Genomic DNA, 25,010 nt, shown 5'->3' with positions numbered 1-25,010 from the left:
CAGCTTGAAGTCCAGCACATCCCGGTAGAAGTGCAACGTCTCTTCGTCGTCGCGGGTGGTCAGCACCACATGCCCCAGACCCTGCTCCGCGGTGACGAACGTGTGCCCGTACGGGCTGACCACCCGACGGTGCTCCAGGGCGGCGCCGTGGAAAACCTCCAGGCAGTTGCCGGACGGGTCGGCGAACCGGATCATCTCGTCGACCCGGCGATCGGCCAGTTCGGCGGCGGTCGCTTCCTTATAGGGCGTGCCCTCGATGTCGAGCCGGTTGCGGATCTCCTGCAGCCCAGCGGCATTCGCGCATTCCCAGCCGGCTTCGATGAGCCGGTCCTGCTCGCCCGGGACGATCACCAACCGGGCCGGGAAGTCGTCCATCCGCAGGTAGAGGGCGCCCTCGGTAGCCCCTTTGCCCTCGATCATGCCGAGGACCTTCAGCCCGAACTCGCGCCAGGCGGCCATGTCGGTGGCCTCGATGCGCAGATAGCCCAGTGACCGGATGCTCATCTCGCACCTCCCAGGAAATCGATTGTCAGCTTGTTGAATTCGTCGAACTTCTCCACCTGGGCCCAGTGTCCGCACTGCCCGAACACGTGCAGCTGAGCCCGCGGGATCGTCTTGAGTGCCACCAGTGCGCCGTCCAACGGGTTGACCCGGTCCTCGCGGCCCCAGATGAGCAGTACCGGCTGACGCAGTTTGTACACCTCGCGCCACATCATGCCGAGCTCGAAATCCGCGCCGGAGAACGACATTCCCATCGCGCGGGTCGCCGTCAGCGACTCCGGGGTGCTGGCCAGTTCGAAACGCTGGTCGATCAGTTCGGGGGTGATCAGCTTCTGGTCGTAGACCATGACGCGCAGAAATGCTTCGAGGTTCTCCCGGGTCGGCTCGACGGAGAATTTGCCCAGCCGTCTGACGCCCTCGGTGGGGTCGGGCGCGAACAGGTTCACGCTCAGACCGCCCGGACCCATCAGCACCAACCGTCCGGCCAACTCCGGATAGTCCAGCGCGAACCGCACCGCAGTGCCGCCGCCCAGCGAATTGCCAACCAGCGGAACGCGTTTCAAGTCAAGTTGCTCGAACAGTCCGTGGAGCGCCCGGGCCGCATAGCGGTTGAACTGGCCGTGCTCGGCACGCTTGTCGGAGTGCCCGTACCCCGGCTGATCGACCGCCAGCACGTGGAACTGCTCGGCCAGCACCGCGATATTGCGGGAGAAGTTCGTCCAACTCGACGCACCGGGCCCGCCGCCGTGCAACAGCACCACCGTCTGCCCGTTGCCGACCCCCGCCTCGTGGTAGTGCAGCCGCAGCGGACCGTCGACGTCGACTTCGGCAAACCGCGAGGTGGACTCGAAGGTGAGCTCGTCCGTTGTGCTCATACCATCGTGTCGCCGGGCGGCAACCCGAACGCGTGGTTACCGAAGATCTGGTAGGCCCGCTCCGGGTCGTTCGCCGCGTGCACCCGGCCGGCGTGCGCGTCGCGCCAGAAGCGTTGCACGGGTTGCTCAATTCCCAGCGCGGTCGCACCGGAGGCCTCGAACAGCCGGTCGATCGACGCGATCGCGCGACCGGTGGCACGCACCTGGTCCCGCCGCGCGCGGGCCCGCAGGTCGAACGGAATCTCCTTGCCGGCGGACAGCAGCGCGTACTCGTCGGCAACGTTGCCGCTGAGCTGACGCCAGGCCGCGTCGATGTCACTGGCCGCCTCGGCGATCCGCACCTTGGCGAACGGGTCGTCCTTGGCCTTCTCGCCGGCGAACGCGGCACGTACCCGCTTGCCCTGGTGCTCGACGTGCGCCTGGTAGGCGCCGTAGGCCATACCGACGATCGGCGCCGAAATGGTGGTGGGATGCATGGTGCCCCACGGCATCTTGTAGACCGGGGCGGTGTTGCGCTCATACCCGCCGGCGGTGCCGTCGTTCATCGCCTTGTACGACAGGAACCGGTGCCGGGGCACGAAGACGTCTTTGACCACGACGGTGTTGCTGCCGGTGCCCTTCAAACCGACCACGTGCCAGACGTCGTCGATGCGGTACTCGCTGCGCGGGATCAGGAAGCTGCCGAAGTCGACCGGACGGCCGTCCTTGATGACCGGCCCGCCCAGGAATGCCCACGTGGCGTGGTCGCAACCGGACGACCAGTTCCATGAACCGTTGACCAGGTAGCCGCCGTCGGCGACGACGCCGGCGCCCATCGGGGCGTAGGACGACGAGATCCGCGTCGCGGTGTCCTCGCCCCACACCTCTTCCTGGGCCTGCTGATCGAACAGCGCCAGGTGCCAGTTGTGCACCCCGAGGATCGAACTCACCCAGCCGGTGGAGCCGCAGGCGCTGGCGATCCGGCGCACCGCCTCGTAGAACAGGGCGGGGTCGCACTGCAGGCCGCCCCACTGCTCGGGCTGCAACAACGTGAAGAAGCCAACCTCGGCGAGTTCCTGCACCGTCTCGTCCGGCAGCCGGCGCAGATCCTCGGTCGCCTGAGCGCGTTCGCGGATCCGCGGCAGCAGATCGTCGATGGCAGCTAACACCTGCTGCGCATCACGCTGTTGAATGGTGGTCACTTACGTTTGCCTCCTGTGGGAGCGCGGGCTGAGTCGCACGTAGAGAAAAGACTAGAACACGTTCCGATTTGTGTCGAGCAGGGTATTCCTGCGGCTGGTAGAGATGCGAATCGGGTTTTCTATAACATGTTCTAGTTGACCGAAGAGAGGGCGCGCCTTGACCCAGGCGGATCTGGACCGAGTACCCGACGAGCCGCTCGGCGACCATGTCCTGGAGCTGCAGATCGCCGATGTCGTCGCCGAGACCGACGACGCGCGATCGCTGGTATTCGCCGTTCCCGACGACGCCGCCATCCCGGCCGAGCGGCTGCGCTACGCACCCGGCCAGTTTCTGACCCTGCGGGTACCCAGCGACCGCACCGGGTCGGTGGCCCGCTGCTACTCGCTGTGCAGCTCGCCGTTCACCGACGACGCGCTGACGGTGACGGTCAAACGCACCGCCGACGGCTACGCATCCAACTGGCTCTGCGACAACGCCCACAAAGGCATGCGCATCCATCTGCTGGCCCCGTCGGGCACCTTCGTGCCCACAACCCTGGACGACGACTTCCTGCTGCTGGCCGCCGGCAGCGGGATCACCCCGATCATGTCCATCTGCAAGTCGGCACTGTCCGAAGGCAGCGGTCAGGTGACCCTGGTCTATGCCAACCGGGACGAGAACTCGGTGATCTTCGGTGCCACGCTGCGCGACCTGGCGGCGAAGTATCCGGATCGGCTCACGGTGCTGCACTGGCTGGAGTCCCTGCAGGGACTGCCGGGTGCCGCCGCGCTGGCCCGGCTGGCCACCCCCTTCACCAGCCGGCCGGTCTTCATCTGCGGGCCGGGCCCGTTCATGGAGGCGGCGCGCCTGGCCCTGGAATCGTTGAATGTCCCTGCGCGGCAAGTGCATATCGAGGTGTTCAAGTCGCTGGAATCCGACCCCTTCGCGGCGGTCACCCTGGACGACAGCGCCGACGACGACGCCGGACCGGCGACCGCGGTGGTCGAACTGGACGGCGAAACCCACACGGTGTCGTGGCCGCGCAGCGCCAAACTGCTCGATGTGCTGCTTGCCCGGGGGCTCGACGCCCCGTTCTCCTGCCGGGAAGGGCACTGCGGTGCCTGCGCGACCACCCTGCGCACCGGCAACGTCACGATGGAAGTCAACGACGTGCTCGAACAGCAGGATCTCGACGAGGGGCTGATCCTGGCGTGTCAGGCCCACCCGGCTTCGGACTCGGTGGAAGTCACCTACGACGAGTGATCGCGCCCTGTCAATCTCACCCCAAATCTGCTTCGGTAGACGAGACTGTGCTGGACCGGGAAGGGGAAGCGGGATGAAGCGTCTGGTACCGGCTCTGGCGACCGCAGGCGTGCTGCTGACGTGGTCGCCCGTTCCCGTCGCGGCGGCCGGCGACAACGCCGCCACCACCCTGTTCCCCGTCGACGAGGCGAGCCAGATCGAGACACATTCCTACGTCAATTGCCACGGTGGCGGCACCTGCGACTTCGTCGCCGGGGCCAACCTGCGCACACCCGACGGCCCGGCCGGGTTCCCGTCCGGCCTGTGGGCCCGCCAGACCACCGAGATCCGGTCGAACAACCGCCTGGCGTATCTGGACGTGCACGCCACCAGCCAGTTCGAGCGGGTGTTCAAAGAGGGCGGAATCGACACGATCACCACGCAGTACTTCGGTGACGGCCCGCCCGACAAGTACCAGACGACCGGCGTGATCAACTCGACGAGCTGGTCGACGGGAAAGCCGATGTCGGCGAACACGCTGGTGTACGTGTGCACGCACATCCAGGTCGTCTATCCCGGCGTCAACCTCACCTCGCCCAGCACCTGCGCGCAGACGCCGATCACCTGACGGTCCGCCCCCGCCTCAGCGCGGCAGACCCAGCAGCCGCTCGGCAGCGACGGTCAGCAAAATCTGCTCCGTGCCGCCCGCGATCGTCAGACACCGGGTGTTCAGGAAGTCGAAGACCGCCCGGTTGTGCACCAGCCCGCCACCCTCGGACACATCCATCATGAATTCGGCCAGCTCCTGGCGGTAGCGCACACCGATCAGCTTGCGCACGCTGGACTGCGCCCCCGGATCCTGGCCACCCACTGCCAGCACCGCGATGCGCTGATCCAGCAACGCCCCGGACTGGGCCAACAGGATCAGGCCGGCCAGCCGGTCCTGCTGGGCGACGTCGAGGTCGATCTCGGCCAGGACCCGCAGCAGCTCTTCCATCGGGTTGCCCAGTGCGGTTCCGCTGGCCATCGCTATCCGCTCGTTGGCCAAGGTGGTGCGGGCCAGCCGCCAACCGTCGTTGACCTTGCCGACCACCATCTCGTCGGGAACGAACACGTTGTCCAGGAACACCTCGTTGAACAGCGAGTCACCGGTGATCTCGCGCAGCGGCCGGATCTCGATGCCCGGCGCCTTCATGTCCACCAGGAAGTACGTGATGCCCTTGTGCTTGGGGACGTCCGGGTCCGTCCTGGCCAGACACACCCCCCAGGCGGCTTTGTGGGCGGCCGATGTCCACACCTTCTGCCCGGTGAGCAGCCAACCGCCGTCACCGCGCACCGCCTTGGTGCGCAGCGACGCGAGGTCGGAACCGGCTCCCGGCTCGGAAAACAGCTGGCACCACAGGAAGTCGCCGCGCAGGGTGGACGGCACGAACCGTTCGATCTGTTCCGGGGTGCCGTGCTCGAGGATGGTCGGCGCGGCCCACCAGCCGATCACCAGGTCCGGACGCTCGACGCCTGCCGCTGCCAGCTCCTGATCGATCAGCAGCTGTTCGGCCGGGCCGGCCCCACGCCCGTGCGGCGCCGGCCAGTGCGGCGCCTGCAGGCCGGCCTCGGCCAGCGCGGCCTGCCGCTGCTCCACCGGCAGTTGCGCCACTTCGGCCACCGCCGCGGCGATCTCCGCCCGCCGACCTTCTACCTCGGTCAGGTCGATGGACAGTTGCCGGCGGACCCCGTCCTGGGTCAGCGCCGCGACCCGGCGCAACCAGCGCTGCGCACCGCCCAGGAACCGGCCGATGCTGTGCGCCCGCCGCAGGTAGAGGTGCGCGTCGTGCTCCCAGGTGCAGCCGATGCCGCCGAGTACCTGAATGCAGTCCTTGACGTTGGCCTTCGCGGCGTCGATGGTCAGACCGGCCGCCAGGGCTGCGGCGATGGCGAATTGCCGGGGGTCCGGATCGGAGGCCGCGCGGGCTGCGTCACCGGCGGCCACCTCGGCCTGCTCGGCGCGGCACAGCATCTGCGCGCACAGGTGTTTGACCGCTTGAAAGCTGCCGATCGGCTTGCCGAACTGCTCCCGCACCTTGGCATAGGCGACGGCAGTTTCCAGGGCGTATCGGGTGATGCCCGCGGCTTCGGCGGCCAGCAGCGTCGCTGCCAGGTCCTCGACCCGCCCGCGCGGGGCTTCGAGCGGGACGGCCCGGGCGGACGTCAGCTTCACCCGGGCCAGCGGGCGGGAGAAGTCCGCGGCGCGCAGCGGCTCCAGCGTCACCCCGTCGGCGTCGGAATCGACGAGCACCCACTTGCCGTCGGCCGGCACCAACAACAACCCGCCCGACGCACCGCCGAGCACCCACGGCAGCGTGCCGGAGGCCGCCTCGCCGTCGAACTGCACGTCGCCGTCCAGCGCCAGCCCGGCGAAACGTTCACCAGACATCAACGCGCCCAACAGTTCCGGGTCGGCGACCAGCAGGGTCGCCAACGCGGTCGTGGCGACCGGCCCCGGCACCAGCGCCTTGGCGGCCTCCTCGACCATGGCGCACAGATCCTCGATGCCCGCCCCGGCGCCCCCGGCCTCCTCGGACACGGCGACCCCGAACAAGCCGAGGTCGGCCAGGCCCGAAAAAACCGGCCGCCAGGCGTCGGGATCCCCCTGCTCCACCGCTCGGGCCGGGACGACGGCGGGCTCCCCCGCGGCCGCGCTGCGGGCCCAGTCGCGCACCAGCTCGCGCGCGGCGAACTGTTCGTCGGTGACGGTCGCTACCACGAGCACTCCTCAGCGTCATCAAGTTCACCGGGCACACAGTCTTTCATGCCCACTAGAACGTGTTCTAATAGTGGAAACGATCAACCGTCAAGTCGACGGTAATCAGGCCAGGACACGTCGCTGTCCCGACTGCGGGGAGGTGGGAGATGCACGCCGAGAATGCGTATCGTTTGCGAACAGATCGCCCACACCAGGAGTCGCCAGCCACATGTCGCCAGCGAATGCCAGCGGTTCCGTCAACCAACCTCGCGAGGTGCTGAACGTGGCGGTACTTGCTGAGTCGGAACTGGGTTCGGAAGCGCAACGCGAACGGCGCAAACGCATCCTGGACGCCACCATGGCCATCGCGTCGAAAGGCGGGTACGAGGCCGTGCAGATGCGCGCGGTGGCCGATCGTGCCGACGTCGCGGTCGGCACCCTGTACCGGTACTTCCCGTCCAAGGTGCACCTGTTGGTGTCGGCCCTGGGCCGCGAATTCAGCCGCATCGATGCCAAGACCGATCGCTCCGCAGTGGCGGGCGGGACCCCGTTCCAGCGACTCAACTTCATGGTCGGCAAGCTCAATCGCGCGATGCAGCGCAATCCGCTGCTCACCGAGGCGATGACGCGTGCCTACGTGTTCGCCGACGCCTCGGCGGCCAGCGAAGTCGACCAGGTGGAGAAGCTGATCGACTCCATGTTCGCCCGGGCGATGAGCGACGGTGAGCCGACCGAGGACCAGTACCACATCGCCCGGGTGATCTCCGATGTGTGGCTGTCCAACCTGCTGGCGTGGCTCACCCGCCGCGCGTCGGCCACCGACGTGAGCAAGCGCCTCGACCTCGCGGTCCGACTTCTGATCGGCGATCACGAGAACTGCTAGTCGGGCCGTCCGGTCGGCTAGGCCGGCGGACCCGAGGTACGTCCCCGGATCAACTCGGTAGCAAGCAGTTCCACCACCGGCAGGCCCGAGCGCGGCGGCTGCAGCACCAATTCGCCTGCGCGCCGGCCCTTGTGCAAACTCGGCTGCGCCACCGTCGTCAGCCCCCGGCCGATCGCCTCGTCGACCCCGTCAAAGCCGGTGACCGTCATCTGACCCGGCACATAAATGCCATGTGCGCGAAGGTAATCCATGGCCGAGAGGGCCAGGATGTCGGCGGTGCACAGCAGCGCGGTGATGCGCGGATTGGCCTGCAGCGCCACGCTGGCCGCGTCGCCGCCGGAAGTGGGCAGGTGCTCGTAGCTTTCCACCACGGTCAGCGACTCCCGGTCGATGCCGGCGGCCGTCATCGCCTCCCACACCCCGATGATGCGTTCCCGCTGCACGTCGAAGATCGGCGACTGCAACCGGTCGGCAGTCACCAGGCCCTGGCGCCGGTCGCGGCCCAGCCGCATGGTCAGCAGGCCGATCTCACGGTGACCCAGGCCCAGTACGTATTCGGCGAGCTCGCGCATAGCCGCGCGGTCGTCGATACCCACCCGGCAGACCGACGGCAACCCGATCGGCTGGTCGACCACCACTACCGGCAACCGGCGCTGCAGCACGACCTGCAGATAGGGATCGTCGTCGCGCACCGAATAGACCACGAACCCGTCCACCCCGGCACCCAGCACCGCCGTGGTGCCGTCCTCGATGCTGCGTCCCGGCCCGACAGCCACCAGCAACAACCCCTGACCCAGTTCCTCGCACGACTGGGCCAGTCCCGCAACGAAATCCCGGGCCGCCGGGTCGCTGAACGAGTAGGTCAGCGCTTCGGTCATCACCAGTCCGACGGCGCCGGCCTTGCGGGTGCGCAACGATCTGGCCACCGGGTCCGGCCCCGCGTAACCGATCCGCTTCGCCGTGGCCAGCACCCGCTCCCGGAGTTCAGGGGAGAGCTGGTCCGGTCGGTTGAAGGCGTTGGAGATCGTGGTGCGAGATACCTTGAGCTCGGCCGCCAACGACGCCAGAGTCGCCCGCCTGCGCGGTGTTGGACTCACATTCGGTGACGCTACCGCGCCGTCCCGACCGCCGCTGCGGGACAGTGCCGCTCAACTTTCTGATGGAAACGATTTTCACTTATGTCTCTGTGTGGGAATCACCCGCCGCAGCGCGTTGGCCGCGGCACTGTCCGGTGGGTCCGCGCCGGCCCGCGGGCGTTTGCCGAGACTGCCACCGTCGGGGGAATCGTGCTGTCCCTGGCGCCAGGAGTGCCTGTTTCGGTGTTCCTGGCCGGCATCTCTTGCGTCATCCATCATTTTTGCTGGCTACGCGGGCGACATCGGCACCAGCACCGCATAAGCTGATTACGCGCCAGCCCCGTGCGGCCGGCGAGGCGGGAAGGGGGAACAGTGCGTCAGCAGATCGTCGCGGTGGCCGCGCTGGTAGGAGCATGCACCCTCGTCAGTGGTTGCACCGACGTCGTCGACGGTAAGGCCCTGGCAGGTGACAAGGCCGGTCTGGCAAATCAGACTCCGATATCGGTGAGCGCGCTGGACAACCTGCTGCTCGACCCGAGCCAGATCAACAGCGCCCTGGGCGCGACCTCGATGAAGGTGTGGTTCAGCGCCAAGTCCATGTGGGACTGGAGCAAGAACGTGACCGACACGAACTGCCTGGCAGTCGACAGTGCCGCGCAGGACAAGGTGTATGCCGGCACCGGGTGGACCGCGATGCGGGGACAGCGGCTCGACGACAGCGTCGACGACACCGGCGACCGCAAGTTCTACACGCTGCAGGCGGTCGTGGCGTTCCCCAACGCCCAGGACGCCAGCAACTTCTACAACTCCTCGGTGCAGAGCTGGAAATCGTGCGCCAACCGGCGCTTCAACGACGTCAGCCCCAACCAGTCCGACATCACCTGGACCGTCGGCGACGTGAACAACGAGAACAGCATGTTGAGCACCACCAAGGTCCAGGAACGCGGGGACGGCTGGACCTGCCAGCACGCCCTGACCGTGCGCAACAACATCGCCATAGACATCGTGACGTGCGCCTTCAACCAGACCGGCACCGCGGCCGTGGACATCGCCAACAAGATCGCGGGCAACATCGCCAAGCTGTAGGAACGCCGCGCCTAAGCTGAGCCCGTGGCCAGCATCGACCTCAACGCCGACCTGGGGGAAGGATTCGGCATCTGGCGATTGGGTGACGACGACGCCATGCTCGGAATCGTCACCAGTGCCAACGTCGCGTGCGGCTTCCACGCCGGCGACCCGGCCGGGCTGCTGCGGGTGTGCCGCACGGCCGCCGAGCGCGGTGTGCGCATCGGTGCTCAGGTGAGTTACCGCGACCTCGCCGGGTTCGGCAGACGCTTCATCGACGTCGCCGCCGAAGACCTGCGCGCGGACGTGATCTATCAGATCGGCGCCTTGCAGGCGCTGGCGCGGGCAGCCGGCTCGACGGTGTCCTACGTCAAACCCCATGGCGCGCTGTACAACACCATCGTCACCCACCGCGAGCAGGCCGCTGCGGTGGCGGACGCGGTTCAGCGCGTGGACGCCGCGCTACCGGTGCTGGGCATGACGGGTTCGGCGTTCTTCGAGGAAGCCGAACGCCGCGGGCTGCGCACGGTCGCCGAGGCTTTCGCCGATCGCGCCTATACCCCGGATGGCCGGTTGGTGCCCCGCCGCGAACCGGGTGCGGTGCTGCACGACCCGACGGCGATCGCGCGGCGGGTCGCGGCGATGGTGACCTCGGGTGAGGTGCCGGCCGTCGACGGCACCCCGATCGCGGTAACGGTGGAATCGGTTTGTGTGCATGGCGATTCGCCGGGCGCGGTGCAGATCGCGACCGCGGTGCGCGAGGCGCTGATCGCCGCCGGCGTCGAGTTGAAGGCCTGCTGCTAGTGCGGCTCAAACTGGGGCGTCCCGACCTCAGCCGATATTCACATCGGTTCGATGTGCCTGTCGCAGCACCTGACTCGCCACTGTCAGTGATGTGGATGGGGGTGGCGACCCTGCTCCTGGACGACGGATCGTCGGCATTGCTGACCGACGGTTATTTCTCCCGCCCCGGACTGGCGCGGGTGGTGGCCGGCAAGGTGGCGCCTTCGCCTGCGCGCGTTGACGGTTGCCTGGCGCGGGCCAAGATCACCCGACTCGCCGCCGTCATACCGGTGCACACCCACATCGACCACGTCATGGATTCCGCGCTGGTCGCCGAGCGCACCGGTGCCCGGTTGGTCGGCGGTGAATCGGCGGCCAATGTGGGCCGCGGGCACGGGTTGGCCGACGACCGCCTGACGGTGGCGGTTTCCGGTGAGCCGATCATGTTGGGCGCCTTCGAAGTAACGCTGATCGAGTCGCATCACTGCCCGCCCGACCGGTTCCCGGGAGTGATCGATGCCCCGGTGGTGCCGCCGGTGCAGGCGTCGGCCTACCGGTGCGGCGAAGCGTGGTCCGCGCTCATTCACCATCTGCCGTCCGGCCGGCGACTGCTGATCCAGGGCAGCGCCGGTTACGTCGCCGGTGCGCTGCACAACCGACCGGCCGACGTTGCCTATCTGAGCGTCGGCCAGCTGGGTCTGCAGCCGCGGTCCTATCTCGTCGAGTACTGGAACCAGACCGTGCGGGCGGTCGGGGCACGACGGGTCGTCCTGATCCACTGGGACGACTTCTTCCGTCCGCTGTCGAAACCGTTGCGCGCCTTGCCCTATGCGGGCGACGACCTGGGTGTGTCGATCCGCGTCCTCGACGAGCTGGCCGCCGAGGACGGCGTTGCCGTGCAGATGCCCACGCTGTGGCGGCGCGAAGATCCCTGGGTCTAGACCGTTGACCCTGACCCTCTCGCTGGTGCTGCTGGCTGTCGTGCTCGCGTGCGCGGTGGCACGCCCCCGGGGCCTGCCCGAGGCGGTGGCGGCCGTACCGGCGGCAGCGATTCTGGTGGCGGTCGGCGCGATCTCGCCACACCAGGCGGGCGCCCAGGTGTCCGGCCTCGGCCGGGTGGTCGCCTTCCTGGGCGCGGTGTTGGTGCTGGCCAAGCTGTGTGACGACGAAGGGCTGTTCGAAGCAGCGGGTGCGGCGATGGCGCGCACCGGTTCGGGGTCCTACGGGCTGCTGCGGCAGGTATTCGTCATCTCGGCGATCATCACCGCGGTCCTCAGCCTCGACGCCACCGTCGTGCTGTTGACCCCGGTGGTGCTGGCCACCGTGCGCCGGTTGCGGACCCCGGTCCTGCCGTATACCTACGCCACCGCGCACCTGGCCAATACGGCCTCGCTGCTGCTTCCGGTGTCCAACCTGACCAACCTGCTCGCCTACCGCGGTGCCCACCTTTCGTTCGTCAAGTTCACCGAACTGATGGCGTTGCCGTGGCTGGCCGCGACGGGCACGGTGTACGTGGCGTTCCGGCTGTTCTTCGTCCGCGACCTGCGCACCCAACCCGACCGCGCGGATCTCGGACCGCCACCGCGTCCACCGGTGTTCGTGCTGGTGGTGGTGGGTGCGACGCTGGCCGGTTTCGCGGTGGCCGAGTACCTGGACATCCCGCCGGCATGGGCTGCGCTGTGCGGTGCCGCGGTGCTGGCTACCCGCAGTCTGCGGCACCGGCGCACGACGGTCACCGAGATACTGCACTCGCTCAACATTCCGTTTCTGGTGTTCGTGCCCGCGCTGGGCATCGTGGTACAAGCCGTCATGCTCAACGGCATGGCCGCCACGATGTCGGCCCTGGTCCCGGCCGGTTCCGGGTTGGCGGCCCTGCTCGGCGTCGCGGCCCTGGCGGCCGTGCTGGCCAATGTGGTCAACAACCTGCCGGCAACGCTGGTGTTGGTGCCGCTGGTCGCCGCCGGCGGACCTGCGGCCGTACTGGCCGTGTTGATCGGCGTCAACATCGGACCAAACCTGACCTACGTGGGTTCGCTGTCCAACCTGTTGTGGCGACGGGTGCTGCGCCAGTACCGGGTCGAGCCCGGTGTCGGGGAGTACACCCTCCTGGGGTTGTGCACAGTGCCGGCCGCATTGCTGGTGGCGGTGCTGGCGTTGTGGGCAGCCGTGCGGGTACTGGGTATCTAACCGCCGCGGTGTGGCCCGCCCGGGCCGGATCGGATGATCGCCGCCAGTTCCTCGCGGGACTGTGCCCCCACCCGCTGACAGGCGCGGTAGATGTGGCCTTCCACGGTGCGTATCGACATGACCAGCTTCTCGGCGATCTGCCGGTTGGACAGACCGGCCGCGACGAGTTCGGTGACATCGCGCTGCCGACCGGACAGCTTGAGCCCGGCCGGAGTTCGCAGCGCCGGCGTGTGCAGTCCGCCGCACTCGACCGCCAGTTCCTTGGCCAGTGCCGCCGCATAGAGCCCGCGTCGCTGTTGCTGACTGCCGGTGAATGCCACGGAAGCCTGCGCCGCGGTATCGGCGGCGGCGGCCCGGTCACCGATGGCGCGGTAGGCCGCCGACGCCGCCAGCAGAGCCGTACCGTCACCGGCCGCCAACGCCGCCGTGTGCGCCGCGACCGCATCCGCCAGTGGCAGCGACAACGTCTCGGCCAACTCGCGGGCGCGCCCCGCACCCGCGGTGTCGCCCCACTGCGCCGCAGCCTGGATACAGGCCAGTTCATGGGTGGGTTGCCCGCGGTCGCGGGCAATTTCCGCAGCCCGCCGCACCTCGGTCACGGCTGCGCGCAACTGCCCGTCGGCAGCCAGCCCCCAGCCGACCGCCACCGCCAGCCCGGTGTGCATGAACAGGAAGTCCGGCGGTACGCAGGACCGCGCCGACGCGACCGCTTCGGCGGCGTCAGCTGCCTGACCCAGTTTGGCGTGCGCCTCGGCCAACGCGAAAAAGGTGGCCGGCCGCAGACCGGTGGTGACGGCATGCTTATGCACTCCGGCAAGTGCTTCGTGACCCAGCCGGGCGGCGTCGGCGACCGCTCCGCGGGCCAACTCGACGTTACTCAACAGGCACGCCAGATTTGCATAGGCCAGGCCGGGAACATCGCGCGCCGAATCAGCCAATGTCGTTGCCATGTCGACGAATTCGGCGATCCGACCGGTCAGCCGGCACGCCCGGCCGTACACCGCTCCGAACCAGAACCTCATGTGCGAGGCCTCGAACGACGTCGTCGCACGCCGCAACGCCTGATCGGCCAGCACGGTGAGGTCGTCGACCTCACCCAGCGCTCCCCTGGCCATGATCAACGCCAGCGCCGCCATCATCGCGTGGAAGTCCGGCAGTACGGTGGATTCCAAGGCGGCGCAAGCATTTTGGGCAGCATCCCGGCAGCGCGCCGATACCGCATCCAGACAGGCCTGCACCGCCAGGCGCTCGGCTGACTGAGCCGGCGTTTCGGACCCGGCCGCCAGGCCGTCCAGGACGGCGGCCGCCTCCGCAGGCCGGCCCAGCATCCAGACCAGGTTGGCTGCGCGCACGGTCGCCCAGTGCTGACCGTCGGGCAGGTCGGCGAGCTGACGCAGCGCCTCCTCCGCCTGATCGCCACTGCCCAGCAGAACCAGGTTCATCGCCCGCACCGCCGCCGCACCGGGTGCGCCTGCCCGGGTCGCCGCGGCGGCGAACCGGTCGGCCAGATCGAGGTCCAGCAGCGTCATGGCGTGACGCGCCGATTCCAGATAGAGCACGGGATCCGGACCGAGATCGGACTCGAGGCGCAGCAGCGCCCGGCGCACGGTGGCCTGCATGTCGGCGTCGCTGTCGTCGGCCAGCCGCGTCGCGAGCCGGCCGCGGATCGCCGACAGGTGCATCTCGCCCGCGACGGCACGGCGCAGTTCGCCGAACAACGGGTGCGCCAGCCGGACCGTCAATGCGGCACCGGTGCGCTCGACGGTGACCAGTCCCATCCGCTCGGCGGCGTGCAGATCAGCGCGGCTCACCAGGTCGCACAACACGTCGACGGGCAACGGCTCGCATTGCGACAGGACGTCGACCACCATCGCCATCGGCGGATCCAGCCGGCCCATCTGGCGCATCACGGTGTCGGACAGGCTCGCCGACACCGCAACATCGTCGTCCCAGATCCAGACCCCGGCCAGGTTCCGCATCCGACCGGCCGCCAGCTGGTCGGCGAGCAACTGCCGCAGGAACAGGCTGTTGCCGCCGGTGAGCTGCCGGAACCGGGCGGCACTGCGGGCGTCCACGGGGCCGCCGAGCGTGGTCTCGATCACCTCGCGGGTCGCCTCGGCCGAGAGCGGCTCCAGATCCAGGCGGGTCAGCAGGCCGTCTTTCCACAACGCCGTGACGGCGTCGGGTTCCGCGCCGCCGGTACGCATGGTGACCACCAGCCGCGCCCCGCCGGACTGGGCCAGCTGGTGGACAACCAGGGCCGACAACCCGTCGAGCAGGTGCGCGTCATCGACACCCACCAATACTCGGCCTCGATCCTGTTGCAGCACAAAGGAATCGATTACCCGTCGCACGCTCTGCCACGGGTCGACCGGCTCACTCAGCACACCGATGAACGCGCCGAGCGGCAGCGCCCGCGCCGACTCGGTGCCTACGATCCACTGGGTACGCCCACCCGCGATCTTGGCCTGTCGCAACACTTCGCGCGCCAGCCAGGTTTTTCCCACCCCCGCCGCCCCGGCGATCAGCACGCCCGCCTGCGCACCGGTCCCGCTGAGGGCACGGCGGATGGCTGCCAATTCGCTGGCACGCCCGGTCAACGGCGCGGCGCCGATCACCCCGCGACTATAACGTTCGTCAGCGCTGTCGGATGGTGGCGCGGCCCGCCTTCGGTGGCACGACGGCCGGCCTGCCCAGCAAAGTGACCTCCATCAGCCGACGGACCGTGAGGCGTGCGGCTTGGTCGGTGTCGAAGTGTATGAGCCGGCCGATGTCGACGGCGAGTGCGAACGCGGCGTGCACGGCGTATCGCGCCCGCCCGATCTTGAGCTCCGGTCGCGCCTCCACCGCGAGGCGCGCCCAGGATTCGACGGTGGACCGCTGAATGTTGTACAGCAGGATCGCATCGGTCTCGGGCAGGTTGTGTCGCTCGGTGTAGTACACGCACGCCAGTTCGGGATTGGCCAGCGACCGCGCCACGTAGGCGTCGACCAGCTGTGCAAGCGCCTGTTCCGGGTCGCTGTTGGCGGCCAGGCTGGTGGACAGATCGGCGAGCAACTGATCGGCCATCCGCCGATACGACACGGCGAGGATGTCGGCTTTGCCGGGGAAGTAACGGTAGATGCTGCCCACCGGCAAGCCGACCGCGGAGGCGATGTCGTCCATCCCGGTTTCCCGGTAGCCACGTTCGTAGAACAACCGCATCGATTCGCGCAACAACAGTTCGTACTCCCCGCCCGTGCCCGAGAACGGGGCCGGCGGCGCCGTGCGGGCCGCAGTCCCGCGCCGGGTCGGCAGGTCGGTCAGCAGCACCGCGGCGCAGATGTCGTTCAGGGTCTCCCGAATCTCGCCGTTGCTGAGGCGGGAACGGTGGTCGGTGATGCTGCCGATCACGCTCAGAATCGCGGCCGACAAGCTCCAGCGTTGGTGCGAGGTGAGTTTCGGCCGCAGCTCCATCAGGGGTCGCTGCAGGCGGCGGTTGACCAACTTGAGTTGATCGGCAAGTGCGCTCTGGTCGGCGCCGTGCAGGTAGCGGCCTTCCCAGCGGTACAACCCCCCGGCGGTGCGGTTGGCGATGGTGGTTTCGATCAGCGCACCGATCAACAGCCGGACGGTCTCACCGGGATCGGCGTCGTCGGACAGGTTCTCCGCGAAATCGGTTGCGTCGACCAGGTGCTGCCCGAGTGCCAGCACAGCATCCCGGAACAGGTCGTACTTGCCTTGGGAGTGCCGGTAGAGAGCCGCCGCGGAAATCCCCACCCGGGCGGCGATGTTTTCCATACTCACCGCGTGATAGCCCAGTTCGCTGAACGCGTCGGAGGCAGCGCGGGCTATCTGCTCCTTGCGGTCCTTCGGACGCCGCTTGACTTCCTTGGCGGAGGTGCGGCGCGCCTGGGGCATGTAGATCACCGTAGCCGCGCGGCCTGGGTACGGAGGGACGAACGTGCTCATTCGGCTCCGGGCGCCTCGATCAGGAACCGCGGGGTGCGCGGTCGCGCCACATCACCGGCAGTGCGAGATCGGCCAGGACGGTACGCAACAGCGTCGGATAGTTGGTGATGAGCCCGTCCACCCCGGCGCCGATCTGCTCGCGCATCGCCTCGGCGTCGTCGACGGTCCAGGGAATCACCTTGAGTCCCAACGCGTGCGCTCGAGCAACGAAGGCGGTGTCGACCAGACGGTAGTCCGGCGACAGGATGTCCGCCCCGACCATCGCGGCGCCGAGCATCGGGTCACCCACGATCCCCGGATCGATGTGAGCGGTCCACGGTGAACCCGGCACCCAGGTTTGCGCACTCCACAACGCCACCAACGGAATCGACGGCTCGGCCTGGCGCACCAGCGGCAGCGTGCGCCAGTCGAAGCTCTGGATCTGCACCCGGTCCGTGGTGCCGGCGGCCCGGACCGCGGCCAGCACGGCGTCGACGAACTCCTGCGGGCCGGCGGTGGCCCCCGGCCGATCCGCCTGCACCTTGGTTTCGATGTTGTACCCGACACCGGCCGACCCGGTGTCGGCGAACACTTCGGACAAGGTGGCGATCTTGTTGCCCCACACCACTTCTGCTGCGGGAAACTGCGGGTCGGGCCGGCCGCAGTCCAAGGTGCGGAGCTGCGCCAGGGTCAGCTCGTGCACCTGGCTGCCCACGTACGGATAGGCCGGGTCACCGGTGAACGCCGGCGCGGTGTCGGCACAGGCAGTGGCCTCGATGACCGCGTCGTGCCACACCACAGGTTGGCCGTCCTTGGTGATCCCGACATCCAATTCGATTGTGCTGACCCCTGTTTCGACCGCCTTGCGGAAGGCACGCAGCGACTCGCCGGTGGTCTCACCGCGGCCCCCCGCGTGGGCCTGCACATCGAAGCCGACCGGTTGCGCCGACGCCACCGGCACCCACGCCGCCCCCGCTATTGCCGAGCAGACGCAAAAGCCCGCGACACGCCGAAGATTCCGGAGCTTTTGCGTCTGCTCGGCCAGGGAAAGTCACCCCCGGCGCTGGCGCGCGATCTCGGCGAGCACCACCCCGGCGGCGACCGCGGCGTTCAGCGATTCGGTCTGACCCGCCATCGGGATGGACACCACCTGATCGCAGTTCTGCCGCACCAGCCGCGACAGTCCCTTGCCCTCGGAGCCGACGACGACCACCATCGGATCGGTGCCGTCCAGATCGTCGAGCACTGTGTCGCCCCCGGCGTCCAGACCCACCACCCGCAGGCCCCGTCCGGCCCAATCCTTCAGCGTCCTGGTCAGATTGGTCGCCCGGGCCACCCGTATCCGGGCCGCCGCCCCGGCGCTGGTGCGCCACGCGACCGCGGTCACCGAGGCGGAGCGGCGCTGCGGGATCAGCACACCGTGGCCGCCGAACGCCGCCACCGAACGCACGATCGCGCCGAGGTTGCGCGGGTCGGAGATATTGTCCAGCGCCACCAGCATTGCCGGTGGCGTGGCGAGTGCGGTGGCGACCAGATCGTCGGGATGGGCGTAGTCATAGGGCGGCACCTGCAACGCGATGCCCTGGTGCAGGTGGTTGGCCGTCATGCGGTCCAGGTCGGTGCGCGGCACCTCGAGAATCGCGATGCCCGAATCGGCGGCGCGGGATACGGATTCGGTCAGTCGCTCGTCGGCCTCCGAACCCAGTGCGACATAGAGCGCCGTCGCCGGGACCCCCGCACGCAGGCATTCCAGGACCGGATTGCGGCCCAGTACCGTTTCGGTCTCGTCGACCTTGCGGGCCGGGCGCTGGGCTTGCGGCTTGGCCCGCTTGGCCGCCGGATGGTGCGGGCGCAGATGCGCCGGGGGCGTGGGTCCGCGCCCCTCCAGTCCGCGGCGACGCTGGCCACCCGAGCCGACGGTCGGCCCTTTCTTGGAGCCGGATTTGCGGATCGCCCCGCGGCGCTGCGAGTTGCCGGCCACTACTTGCCGCCACCGCTCAGCGTCCACTGCGGACCGTCGGCGGTGTCGGTGACCTCGATACCGGCCAGCTTGAGCCGGTCCCGGATCTCGTCGGCCAGTGCCCAGTTGCGCTCCTCGCGCGCCTTCTGCCGATTCTTCAATTCGGACTGGACCAGCACGTCCACCGCCGCCAGCGCGGCCGATGTCTCGTCTTTGGATTCCCAGCGCTCGTCGAGCGGATCGCAACCCAGGATGCCCATCATCGCGCGGATCGAGGACGCGCTGCGCAGCGCGCCCTCGTGGTCACCGGCGTCCAGCGCGCGGTTGCCGTCGGCACGGGTCTGGTGGATCTCGGCCAGCGCCATCGGCACGGACAGGTTGTCGTCGAGCGCGGCGGCGAAGCGCGGGGTCCATTCGCCGGGTACGACGGCGCCGACTCGGCTGCGGACCCGGTGCAGGAAGTCCTCCAACCCGACATAAGCGCTGACCGCGTCCTGCAGTGCGGTCTCGGTATATTCCAGCATCGAGCGGAAATGCGCGCTGCCCAGGTAGTAGCGCAGTTCGGCGGGTCGCACCCGTTGCAGCATCGCCGGGATGGCCACCACGTTGCCCAGCGACTTGCTCATCTTCTCGCCACCCATGGTCAGCCAGCCGTTGTGCAGCCAGTAACGAGCGAACCCGTCGCCGGCGCTGCGGCTCTGCGCGATCTCGTTCTCGTGGTGCGGGAAGATCAAATCCATTCCACCGCAATGGATGTCGAATTCCGGTCCGAAATAGGTGCGGGCCATCGCCGAACATTCCAGGTGCCAGCCGGGACGCCCGCGCCCCCACGGCGAAGGCCACGACGGCTCGCCCGGCTTCTCCCCCTTCCACAGGGTGAAATCGCGCTGATCGCGCTTGCCGGTGGCCACGCCCTCGCCCTGGTGCACGTCGTCGATCCGGTGCCCGGAGAGCTGGCCGTACTCGGGGTAGCTGAGGACGTCGAAGTACACATCGCCGGCGGCGGCGTACGCATGACCGGTTTCGATCAGGCGTTCCATTAATTCGACCATCTGCGTGATGTGACCGGTGGCCCGGGGCTCCGCCGACGGCGGCAGCACACCGAGCGCGTCGTAGGCGGCGGTGAAGGCTCGCTCATAGGTGGCCACCCACTCCCACCAGGGCCGGCCCGCCGCGGCGGCCTTGGTCAGGATCTTGTCCTCGATGTCGGTCACGTTGCGGATGAACGAGACCTCGTAGCCGCGAGCGATCAACCAGCGGCGCAGGATGTCGAAGGCCACACCGCTGCGGACGTGCCCGATGTGCGGCAGCGTGTCCGGAGTCGCGCCACACAGGTAGATGGAGACGTGGCCGGGCCGGATCGGCACGAAATCACGCACGGCACCTGTTGCCGTGTCATGGAGCCGCAGGACGGCACGATCGGTCACGACGTGCCAGCTTACTGCCTGCACCGCGGCCGGGGCGCCGCGCGGCCTAGCGGAGCGGAATGACCATCGCGGTCGCGATGGCGGCCAGACCCTCGCCGCGTCCGGTGAGACCGAGCCCGTCGGTAGTCGTGGCCGACACCGATACCGGCGCGTTGAGCAACCGCGACAACACCGCCTGCGCCTCGGAACGGCGCGGGCCGATTTTCGGCCGGTTGCCGATCACCTGGACCGCCGCATTGCCCACCCGGTAGCCCTCCGCGGCGAGCAGCTGGACGACGTGCCTGAGCATGTCGGCGCCGCTGACGCCCTGCCAGCGGGGATCGTCGACGCCGAAGACGCCACCGATGTCACCTAGCCCGGCGGCAGACAGTACCGCGTCACACAGCGCATGCGCCGCGACGTCGCCGTCGGAGTGTCCGGCGCAGCCGTCCACGCTGGGGAACAGCAGGCCAACCAGCCAGCACGGCCGCCCGGGTTCGATGGGGTGCACGTCGACACCCAACCCGACGCGTGGCTGCTGAATCACGTCCGCACCACCGACCTGGCCAGCTGCAGATCCAGCTGGGTGGTGATCTTGAAGGCCAGCGGGTCGCCGTCGACCACCTGGATCCGGCCGCCGATCTGCTCCACCAGCGATGCATCATCGGTGAAGCCGGCAGTGCCGGCGTGCTGGTAGGCGCGCACCAGCAGCTCGGTGGCGAAACCTTGCGGCGTCTGCACCGCGCGCAGACCGGCCCGCTCCGGCGTCCCCAGCACCACGCCGTTGGCGTCGACGGCCTTGATGGTGTCCGCCAACGGCAGGCCGGGTACCACCGCCTGATGACCCTCCCGCAGCGCTTCGACGACCCGCGCGATCAGCGACGGCGGTGTCAACGGCCGCGCCGCATCGTGCACCAGGACGAACTCCGGCGGTTGGCCGAGCGCCGACAACGCCAACTGCACGGTCTCGGTGCGGGTCGGCCCCCCGGCCACGATCGTGGCGAGGTGTCCCAGGATCAGCTTGGCCTCGTCGGTGCGATCGGGCGGGACCGCGACGATCACGGAGTCCACCACGCCGGAGGCCCGCAGACCCTCGAGGGTGCGCTCGACCAGCGAACGGCCTTCGAGTTGATAGAACGCCTTAGCGACGCCGGCGGCCAGACGCTGCCCGGACCCTGCGGCCGGGACTATCGCGACGACCTTTCCCGCGCTCACCTACGAGCTCCGGGGAATTCAGGAGGCGGCGGCCAGGACCTCGTCGAGAATGGTGTCCGCCTTGGCCTCGTCGGTGCTCTCAGCCAGGGCCAATTCGCCGACCAGGATCTGGCGCGCCTTGGCTAGCATCCGCTTCTCGCCCGCCGAGAGACCGCGCTCCTGATCGCGCCGCCACAGGTCGCGCACGACCTCGGCCACCTTGTTGACATCGCCGGAGGCGAGCTTCTCGAGGTTGGCCTTGTACCGGCGGGACCAGTTGGTGGGCTCTTCGGTGTGCGGAGCACGCAGCACCTGGAAAACTTTGTCGAGGCCTTCCTGGCCCACGACATCACGGACACCGACGTACTCGGCGTTGTCCGCCGGGACTCGAACGGTCAGGTCGCCCTGCGCGACTTTCAAGACGAGATACTCTTTTTGCTCCCCTTTGATGGTTCGAGTTTCGATCGCCTCGACTAACGCAGCACCGTGGTGTGGATAGACAACGGTGTCACCGACCTTGAAGATCATCTGATTCGAGCCCCTTTCGTTAGTTGAGTCTAACACGCGGGCCCGACGCGTGGGGAACAACGGTGCAGGTCAGAGGCACGCCGGGTGCATATTAGGTCTTGACAGGCGGGCCAGGACGTGCAGGGGGACCATCTTCGGTGGCGCATTCAGTCCCTTGGGCACGGGCCCGAATCCGCCCTCCGAGAATATCTGGCCGGCCCCTGCCGGAGTTCAGCGGGCACCGGGCACAAGCTGGCCGGCACTCGATATCGGGTGTCCCCGCTACCGCCGACGATGCGTTGCTACTACTGTCCATAGTTGAAATCCGGGACCAGGAGGCATTGAGTGAACCGCTTCAACATCCGACTGCCGCTGCGCCTGGCCAAGCTGACCACCTGGGTGGCAACCGCTGGTGTGGCGGCGGCCGTGCTCAGTGGTTGTGGGACCGGCCAGATCTCGCAGACCGCCGCCCAGGAACCCGCCGTCAACGGCAACCGGCTCACCATCGGCAACGTGGCGCTGCGCGACATCCGGATCCAGGCCGCGCAGACCGGTGACTCCCTGCAGCCCGGCCGCACCGTGGAGCTGGTGCTGGTGGCCGTCAACAGCTCGCCGTACGAGGCCGACCGGTTGACCGGCATCACCAGCGACATCGGGCAGGTGACGTTGTCCGGGGACCCCAAGCTGCCGGCCGCCGGGATGCTGTTCGTCGGGACACCGGACGGTCAGACCGTGGCGCCGGGGCCCCCGGGAGCCAACGGCGTCGCGAAAGCGACCGTGAACCTGTCCAAGCCGATCACCAACGGCCTCACCTACCAGTTCAGCTTCAAGTTCGAAAAGGCCGGCGAGCGCAGCGTCCAGGTACCGATTTCGGCCGGTGTGGAGCAGGCGCAGGAACGCGCGCCGCACCACTCCTGAATCAGCCTGTCGATACCGGGATCTGTCACCCCCCGGCGATAGCGTCACGGCGTGGCTAATGCGCGTTCGCAATACCGCTGCTCGGAATGCAGTCATGTCAGCGCCAAGTGGGTGGGCCGCTGCCTGGACTGCGGCAGCTGGGGCACCGTTGAAGAATCCGCTGTCCTGACTGCGGTCGGCAGTGGCCGGCGCTCGCCCCCGTCATCGTCGCGTGCCGTGCCGATCAGTTCGGTCGAGCCCGACAGCAGCCGGCATCGTCGCACCGGGGTCGGCGAACTGGACCGGGTACTGGGTGGCGGTGTCGTGCCCGGCTCGGTGACGCTGCTGGCCGGGGACCCCGGGGTGGGCAAGTCCACCCTGCTGCTCGAGGTGGCCCACCGCTGGGCGCAGCGCGGGCAACGCGCGTTGTACATCTCCGGCGAGGAGTCCGCCGGGCAGATACGGCTGCGCGCCGACCGGATCGGCGGCGGCGGGACGTTCGACGAGGTCTATCTGGCCGCCGAGTCCGACCTGCACGCCGTCCTGGCCCATATCGAGACGGTGCGGCCGGCGCTGGTCATCGTCGATTCGGTACAGACGATGTCGACCAGCGAGGCCGACGGCGTGGCCGGCGGGGTCACCCAGGTGCGTGCCGTGACGGCCGCGCTGACCGCCGTCGCCAAGACCAGTGGCGTGGCGATGATTCTGGTCGGTCACGTCACCAAGGAAGGGGCGATCGCCGGGCCGCGCTCGCTCGAGCACCTGGTGGACGTGGTGCTGCACTTCGAAGGCGACCGCAACGGATCGTTGCGGATGGTCAGAGGGATCAAGAACCGGTTCGGCGCTGCCGATGAGGTCGGCTGCTTTTTGATGCACGACAACGGCATCGAAGGCGTCTCCGATCCCTCACACCTCTTCCTGGACCAGCGGCCGACCCCGGTGCCCGGCACCGCGATCACGGTGACCTTGGACGGGAAGCGTCCGCTGATCGGGGAAGTCCAGGCCTTGCTGGCCGTCCCGAACGGCGGTTCGCCGCGGCGGGCGGTCAGCGGTATCGACCATTCCCGGGCCGCGATGATCACCGCGGTGCTGGAAAAGCACGCCGATTTGAAGCTGGGCGTCACCGAGATCTATCTGTCGACGGTGGGCGGCATGCGGTTGACCGAACCGTCGGCGGACCTGGCGATCGCCACGGCGCTGGCCTCGGCGTACCACAGCCTGCCGCTGCCCACCACCGCGGTGATGATCGGCGAAGTGGGCCTGGCGGGCGACCTGCGCCGGGTCCACGGCATGGAGCGGCGGCTGACCGAGGCTGCCCGGCAGGGCTTCACCGTGGCGCTGATTCCACCGGGTTGCGCTGCCGTCCCGACGGGGATGCGGGCGCTGAGTGCGGCCACCATCGGCGAGGCGATGCACCACATCGTCGCCATCGCCGATCACCGCGCCGCCCGGCCGCGACCGAACCCGCCGACGGGCGGCTCGGCATAAGGGTCCCGCCGAACCGCGCGGCATAGCAGAATGCACGCTGTGACCCGTCCGACCCTGCGTGAAGCTGTCGCCCGTCTAGCCCCCGGCACCGGGCTGCGCGACGGCCTGGAACGCATTTTGCGCGGCCGCACCGGCGCCCTGATCGTGCTCGGCCACGACGAGAGCGTCGAAGCCATCTGCGACGGCGGCTTCTCGCTCGACGTGCGCTACGCACCTACCCGGCTGCGCGAACTGTGCAAGATGGACGGCGCCGTCGTGCTCTCGACCGACGGCAGCCGCATCGTGCGGGCCAACGTCCAGCTGGTCCCGGACCCGTCGATACCCACCGACGAGTCGGGGACCCGGCACCGCTCGGCGGAACGGTCCGCGATCCAGACCGGCTACCCGGTGATCTCGGTCAGCCACTCGATGAACATCGTGACGGTGTACGTCGGCGGCGAACGCCACGTCCTGGCCGATTCCGCGACCATTTTGTCCCGGGCCAACCAGGCCATCGCAACCCTGGAACGGTACAAGACACGCCTGGACGAGGTCAGCCGGCAGCTCTCACGGGCCGAGATCGAAGATTTCGTGACACTGCGCGACGTGATGACGGTGGTGCAGCGGCTCGAGCTGGTCCGCCGCATCGGCCTGGCCATCGACTCCGACGCTGTGGAGCTGGGCACCGACGGCCGCCAACTGCGCCTACAGCTGGAGGAACTGCTGGGCGGCAACGACACCGCCCGCGATTTGATCGTGCGCGACTACCACGCCAACCCTGAACCGCCGACCACGGCACAGATCGCCGCCACGCTCAACGAGCTGGACGCGCTGTCGGACACCGACCTGCTCGAACTGACCGCGCTGGCCAAGGTCTTCGGGTATCCGACGACCGCCGAGGCACAGGATTCGGCGCTGAGCCCGCGCGGCTACCGCGCCATGGACGGCATCCCCCGGCTGCAGTTCGCCCACGTCGACCTGCTGGTGCGGTCATTCGGAACGTTGCAGGGGCTGCTGGCGGCCAGCGCCAACGATTTGCAGTCCGTCGACGGCATCGGGGCGATGTGGGCCCGACACGTGCGCGAAGGACTCTCGCAACTGGCCGAGTCCACGATCGCGGATCACTGAGAAGTCAG

23 protein-coding genes are annotated in these 25,010 nt (G+C 68.6%); 10 read left to right on the top strand and 13 right to left on the bottom strand.

Going from position 1 to position 25,010, the window contains the following annotated elements; translation table 11 throughout:
• The 3 genes from AC5Y6Y_RS17795 to hsaA form a co-directional block, all read right to left on the bottom strand.
• Window positions 1–504: VOC family protein (locus tag AC5Y6Y_RS17795; RefSeq protein ID WP_499930125.1), on the bottom strand; the 504-nt coding region annotated here is incomplete at its 3' end.
• On the bottom strand, window positions 501–1,376 hold the full coding sequence (hsaD, locus tag AC5Y6Y_RS17790; protein ID WP_473139837.1) for a 4,5:9,10-diseco-3-hydroxy-5,9,17-trioxoandrosta-1(10),2-diene-4-oate hydrolase: 876 nt from the start codon (window positions 1,374–1,376) through the stop codon (window positions 501–503). The genes AC5Y6Y_RS17795 and hsaD, both read right to left, overlap by 4 nt.
• Window positions 1,373–2,557, bottom strand: coding sequence for a 3-hydroxy-9,10-secoandrosta-1,3,5(10)-triene-9,17-dione monooxygenase oxygenase subunit (gene hsaA / locus AC5Y6Y_RS17785; protein ID WP_463828579.1), 1,185 nt, complete (start codon window positions 2,555–2,557; stop codon window positions 1,373–1,375). The genes hsaD and hsaA overlap by 4 nt, the downstream gene beginning before the upstream one ends.
• Window positions 2,558–2,729: 172 nt before the next feature.
• Between hsaA and AC5Y6Y_RS17780 the strand changes: the two genes are divergently transcribed.
• Window positions 2,730–3,800: a 2Fe-2S iron-sulfur cluster-binding protein gene (locus tag AC5Y6Y_RS17780; protein ID WP_473139914.1), complete on the top strand. Its 1,071-nt coding sequence runs from the start codon at window positions 2,730–2,732 to the stop codon at window positions 3,798–3,800.
• Between the two features lie 73 nt (window positions 3,801–3,873).
• Window positions 3,874–4,407 (top strand): hypothetical protein, encoded by a 534-nt coding sequence (locus tag AC5Y6Y_RS17775; protein WP_463828578.1) that lies wholly within the window; start codon window positions 3,874–3,876, stop codon window positions 4,405–4,407.
• Window positions 4,408–4,422: 15 nt separating this feature from the next.
• Here the strand turns inward: AC5Y6Y_RS17775 and AC5Y6Y_RS17770 are convergent, their stop codons facing one another.
• Complete coding sequence (locus AC5Y6Y_RS17770) at window positions 4,423–6,540, bottom strand: acyl-CoA dehydrogenase family protein (RefSeq protein ID WP_473139838.1); 2,118 nt, start codon at window positions 6,538–6,540, stop codon at window positions 4,423–4,425.
• 262 nt (window positions 6,541–6,802) lie between these two features.
• On the opposite strand from AC5Y6Y_RS17770, the gene kstR reads away from it, so the two are divergent.
• Window positions 6,803–7,402, top strand: coding sequence for a cholesterol catabolism transcriptional regulator KstR (gene kstR, locus AC5Y6Y_RS17765; protein ID WP_463828576.1), 600 nt, complete (start codon window positions 6,803–6,805; stop codon window positions 7,400–7,402).
• A 17-nt stretch (window positions 7,403–7,419) separates the two neighbouring features.
• Here the strand turns inward: kstR and AC5Y6Y_RS17760 are convergent, their stop codons facing one another.
• A complete protein-coding gene (locus AC5Y6Y_RS17760; RefSeq protein ID WP_473139839.1) occupies window positions 7,420–8,499 on the bottom strand; it encodes an Rv3575c family transcriptional regulator in 1,080 nt (359 codons plus the stop codon).
• A gap of 351 nt (window positions 8,500–8,850) precedes the next feature.
• On the opposite strand from AC5Y6Y_RS17760, the gene AC5Y6Y_RS17755 reads away from it, so the two are divergent.
• From AC5Y6Y_RS17755 to AC5Y6Y_RS17740, 4 genes are read left to right on the top strand one after another with little or no spacing between them, the layout of a single operon-like run.
• Window positions 8,851–9,564 (top strand): sensor domain-containing protein, encoded by a 714-nt coding sequence (locus AC5Y6Y_RS17755; protein ID WP_463828574.1) that lies wholly within the window; start codon window positions 8,851–8,853, stop codon window positions 9,562–9,564.
• Window positions 9,565–9,588: 24 nt separating this feature from the next.
• Window positions 9,589–10,347, top strand: a complete 759-nt coding sequence (locus AC5Y6Y_RS17750; protein WP_463828573.1) for a LamB/YcsF family protein — start codon at window positions 9,589–9,591, stop codon at window positions 10,345–10,347.
• Complete coding sequence (locus tag AC5Y6Y_RS17745; protein ID WP_473139840.1) at window positions 10,347–11,267, top strand: MBL fold metallo-hydrolase; 921 nt, start codon at window positions 10,347–10,349, stop codon at window positions 11,265–11,267. The genes AC5Y6Y_RS17750 and AC5Y6Y_RS17745 overlap by 1 nt, the downstream gene beginning before the upstream one ends.
• A 4-nt stretch (window positions 11,268–11,271) precedes the next feature.
• Complete coding sequence (locus AC5Y6Y_RS17740) at window positions 11,272–12,513, top strand: SLC13 family permease (protein WP_473139841.1); 1,242 nt, start codon at window positions 11,272–11,274, stop codon at window positions 12,511–12,513.
• Here AC5Y6Y_RS17740 and AC5Y6Y_RS17735 read toward each other — a convergent pair.
• The 8 genes from AC5Y6Y_RS17735 to carD all read right to left on the bottom strand — a co-directional run bounded on the left by AC5Y6Y_RS17735 (window position 12,510) and on the right by carD (window position 21,531).
• The gene (locus AC5Y6Y_RS17735; RefSeq protein WP_473139842.1) at window positions 12,510–15,131 is read right to left on the bottom strand and encodes a helix-turn-helix transcriptional regulator; all 2,622 of its coding nucleotides are present in this window, start codon (window positions 15,129–15,131) and stop codon (window positions 12,510–12,512) included. The two genes, AC5Y6Y_RS17740 and AC5Y6Y_RS17735, sit on opposite strands and share 4 nt — an antisense overlap.
• Window positions 15,132–15,150: 19 nt before the next feature.
• Window positions 15,151–16,413 carry a TetR/AcrR family transcriptional regulator gene (locus AC5Y6Y_RS17730; RefSeq protein ID WP_473139843.1) on the bottom strand — a complete coding sequence of 421 codons (1,263 nt, stop codon included), beginning with the start codon at window positions 16,411–16,413 and terminating at the stop codon, window positions 15,151–15,153.
• Window positions 16,414–16,483: 70 nt separating this feature from the next.
• Window positions 16,484–17,404, bottom strand: a complete 921-nt coding sequence (locus tag AC5Y6Y_RS17725; RefSeq protein WP_473139844.1) for a glycerophosphodiester phosphodiesterase family protein — start codon at window positions 17,402–17,404, stop codon at window positions 16,484–16,486.
• Between the two features lie 90 nt (window positions 17,405–17,494).
• Window positions 17,495–18,424 (bottom strand): 23S rRNA (guanosine(2251)-2'-O)-methyltransferase RlmB, encoded by a 930-nt coding sequence (gene rlmB / locus AC5Y6Y_RS17720; RefSeq protein ID WP_463828567.1) that lies wholly within the window; start codon window positions 18,422–18,424, stop codon window positions 17,495–17,497.
• Window positions 18,424–19,830: a cysteine--tRNA ligase gene (gene cysS, locus AC5Y6Y_RS17715; protein WP_473139845.1), complete on the bottom strand. Its 1,407-nt coding sequence runs from the start codon at window positions 19,828–19,830 to the stop codon at window positions 18,424–18,426. The genes rlmB and cysS overlap by 1 nt, the downstream gene beginning before the upstream one ends.
• A gap of 46 nt (window positions 19,831–19,876) precedes the next feature.
• Window positions 19,877–20,356: a 2-C-methyl-D-erythritol 2,4-cyclodiphosphate synthase gene (gene ispF, locus AC5Y6Y_RS17710; RefSeq protein WP_463828565.1), complete on the bottom strand. Its 480-nt coding sequence runs from the start codon at window positions 20,354–20,356 to the stop codon at window positions 19,877–19,879.
• A complete protein-coding gene (gene ispD, locus AC5Y6Y_RS17705; RefSeq protein WP_473139846.1) occupies window positions 20,353–21,024 on the bottom strand; it encodes a 2-C-methyl-D-erythritol 4-phosphate cytidylyltransferase in 672 nt (223 codons plus the stop codon). The genes ispF and ispD overlap by 4 nt, the downstream gene beginning before the upstream one ends.
• Before the next feature lie 18 nt (window positions 21,025–21,042).
• Complete coding sequence (gene carD / locus AC5Y6Y_RS17700; RefSeq protein WP_065132069.1) at window positions 21,043–21,531, bottom strand: RNA polymerase-binding transcription factor CarD; 489 nt, start codon at window positions 21,529–21,531, stop codon at window positions 21,043–21,045.
• Between the two features lie 324 nt (window positions 21,532–21,855).
• On the opposite strand from carD, the gene AC5Y6Y_RS17695 reads away from it, so the two are divergent.
• The 3 genes from AC5Y6Y_RS17695 to disA are packed head-to-tail and all read left to right on the top strand — an operon-like array spanning window position 21,856 to window position 25,002.
• Complete coding sequence (locus AC5Y6Y_RS17695) at window positions 21,856–22,428, top strand: copper chaperone PCu(A)C domain-containing protein (protein WP_473139847.1); 573 nt, start codon at window positions 21,856–21,858, stop codon at window positions 22,426–22,428.
• Window positions 22,429–22,479: 51 nt separating this feature from the next.
• Window positions 22,480–23,895, top strand: coding sequence for a DNA repair protein RadA (radA, locus tag AC5Y6Y_RS17690; RefSeq protein ID WP_473139848.1), 1,416 nt, complete (start codon window positions 22,480–22,482; stop codon window positions 23,893–23,895).
• A 30-nt stretch (window positions 23,896–23,925) separates the two neighbouring features.
• Entirely contained in the window at window positions 23,926–25,002 is a 1,077-nt protein-coding gene (gene disA, locus AC5Y6Y_RS17685; RefSeq protein ID WP_473139849.1) for a DNA integrity scanning diadenylate cyclase DisA, read from the top strand.
• Window positions 25,003–25,010: the final 8 nt, after the last annotated feature.

The sequence above is a fragment of the Mycobacterium sp. NGS24 genome (assembly GCF_059813065.1).
Note: the sequence above shows the minus strand (reverse complement) of the source record. Positions and strands in the feature narration are given on the sequence as shown.

Excerpts from the sequence above, each read along its gene's own strand:
- hsaD (WP_473139837.1), bottom strand. The coding sequence starts at position 1,376 with ATGAGCACAACGGACGAGCTCACCTTCGAGTCCACCTCGCGGTTTGCC.
- AC5Y6Y_RS17775 (WP_463828578.1), top strand. The coding sequence starts at position 3,874 with ATGAAGCGTCTGGTACCGGCTCTGGCGACCGCAGGCGTGCTGCTGACG.
- AC5Y6Y_RS17730 (WP_473139843.1), bottom strand. The coding sequence starts at position 16,413 with ATGCCCCAGGCGCGCCGCACCTCCGCCAAGGAAGTCAAGCGGCGTCCG.
- carD (WP_065132069.1), bottom strand. The coding sequence starts at position 21,531 with ATGATCTTCAAGGTCGGTGACACCGTTGTCTATCCACACCACGGTGCT.
- disA (WP_473139849.1), top strand. The coding sequence starts at position 23,926 with ATGCACGCTGTGACCCGTCCGACCCTGCGTGAAGCTGTCGCCCGTCTA.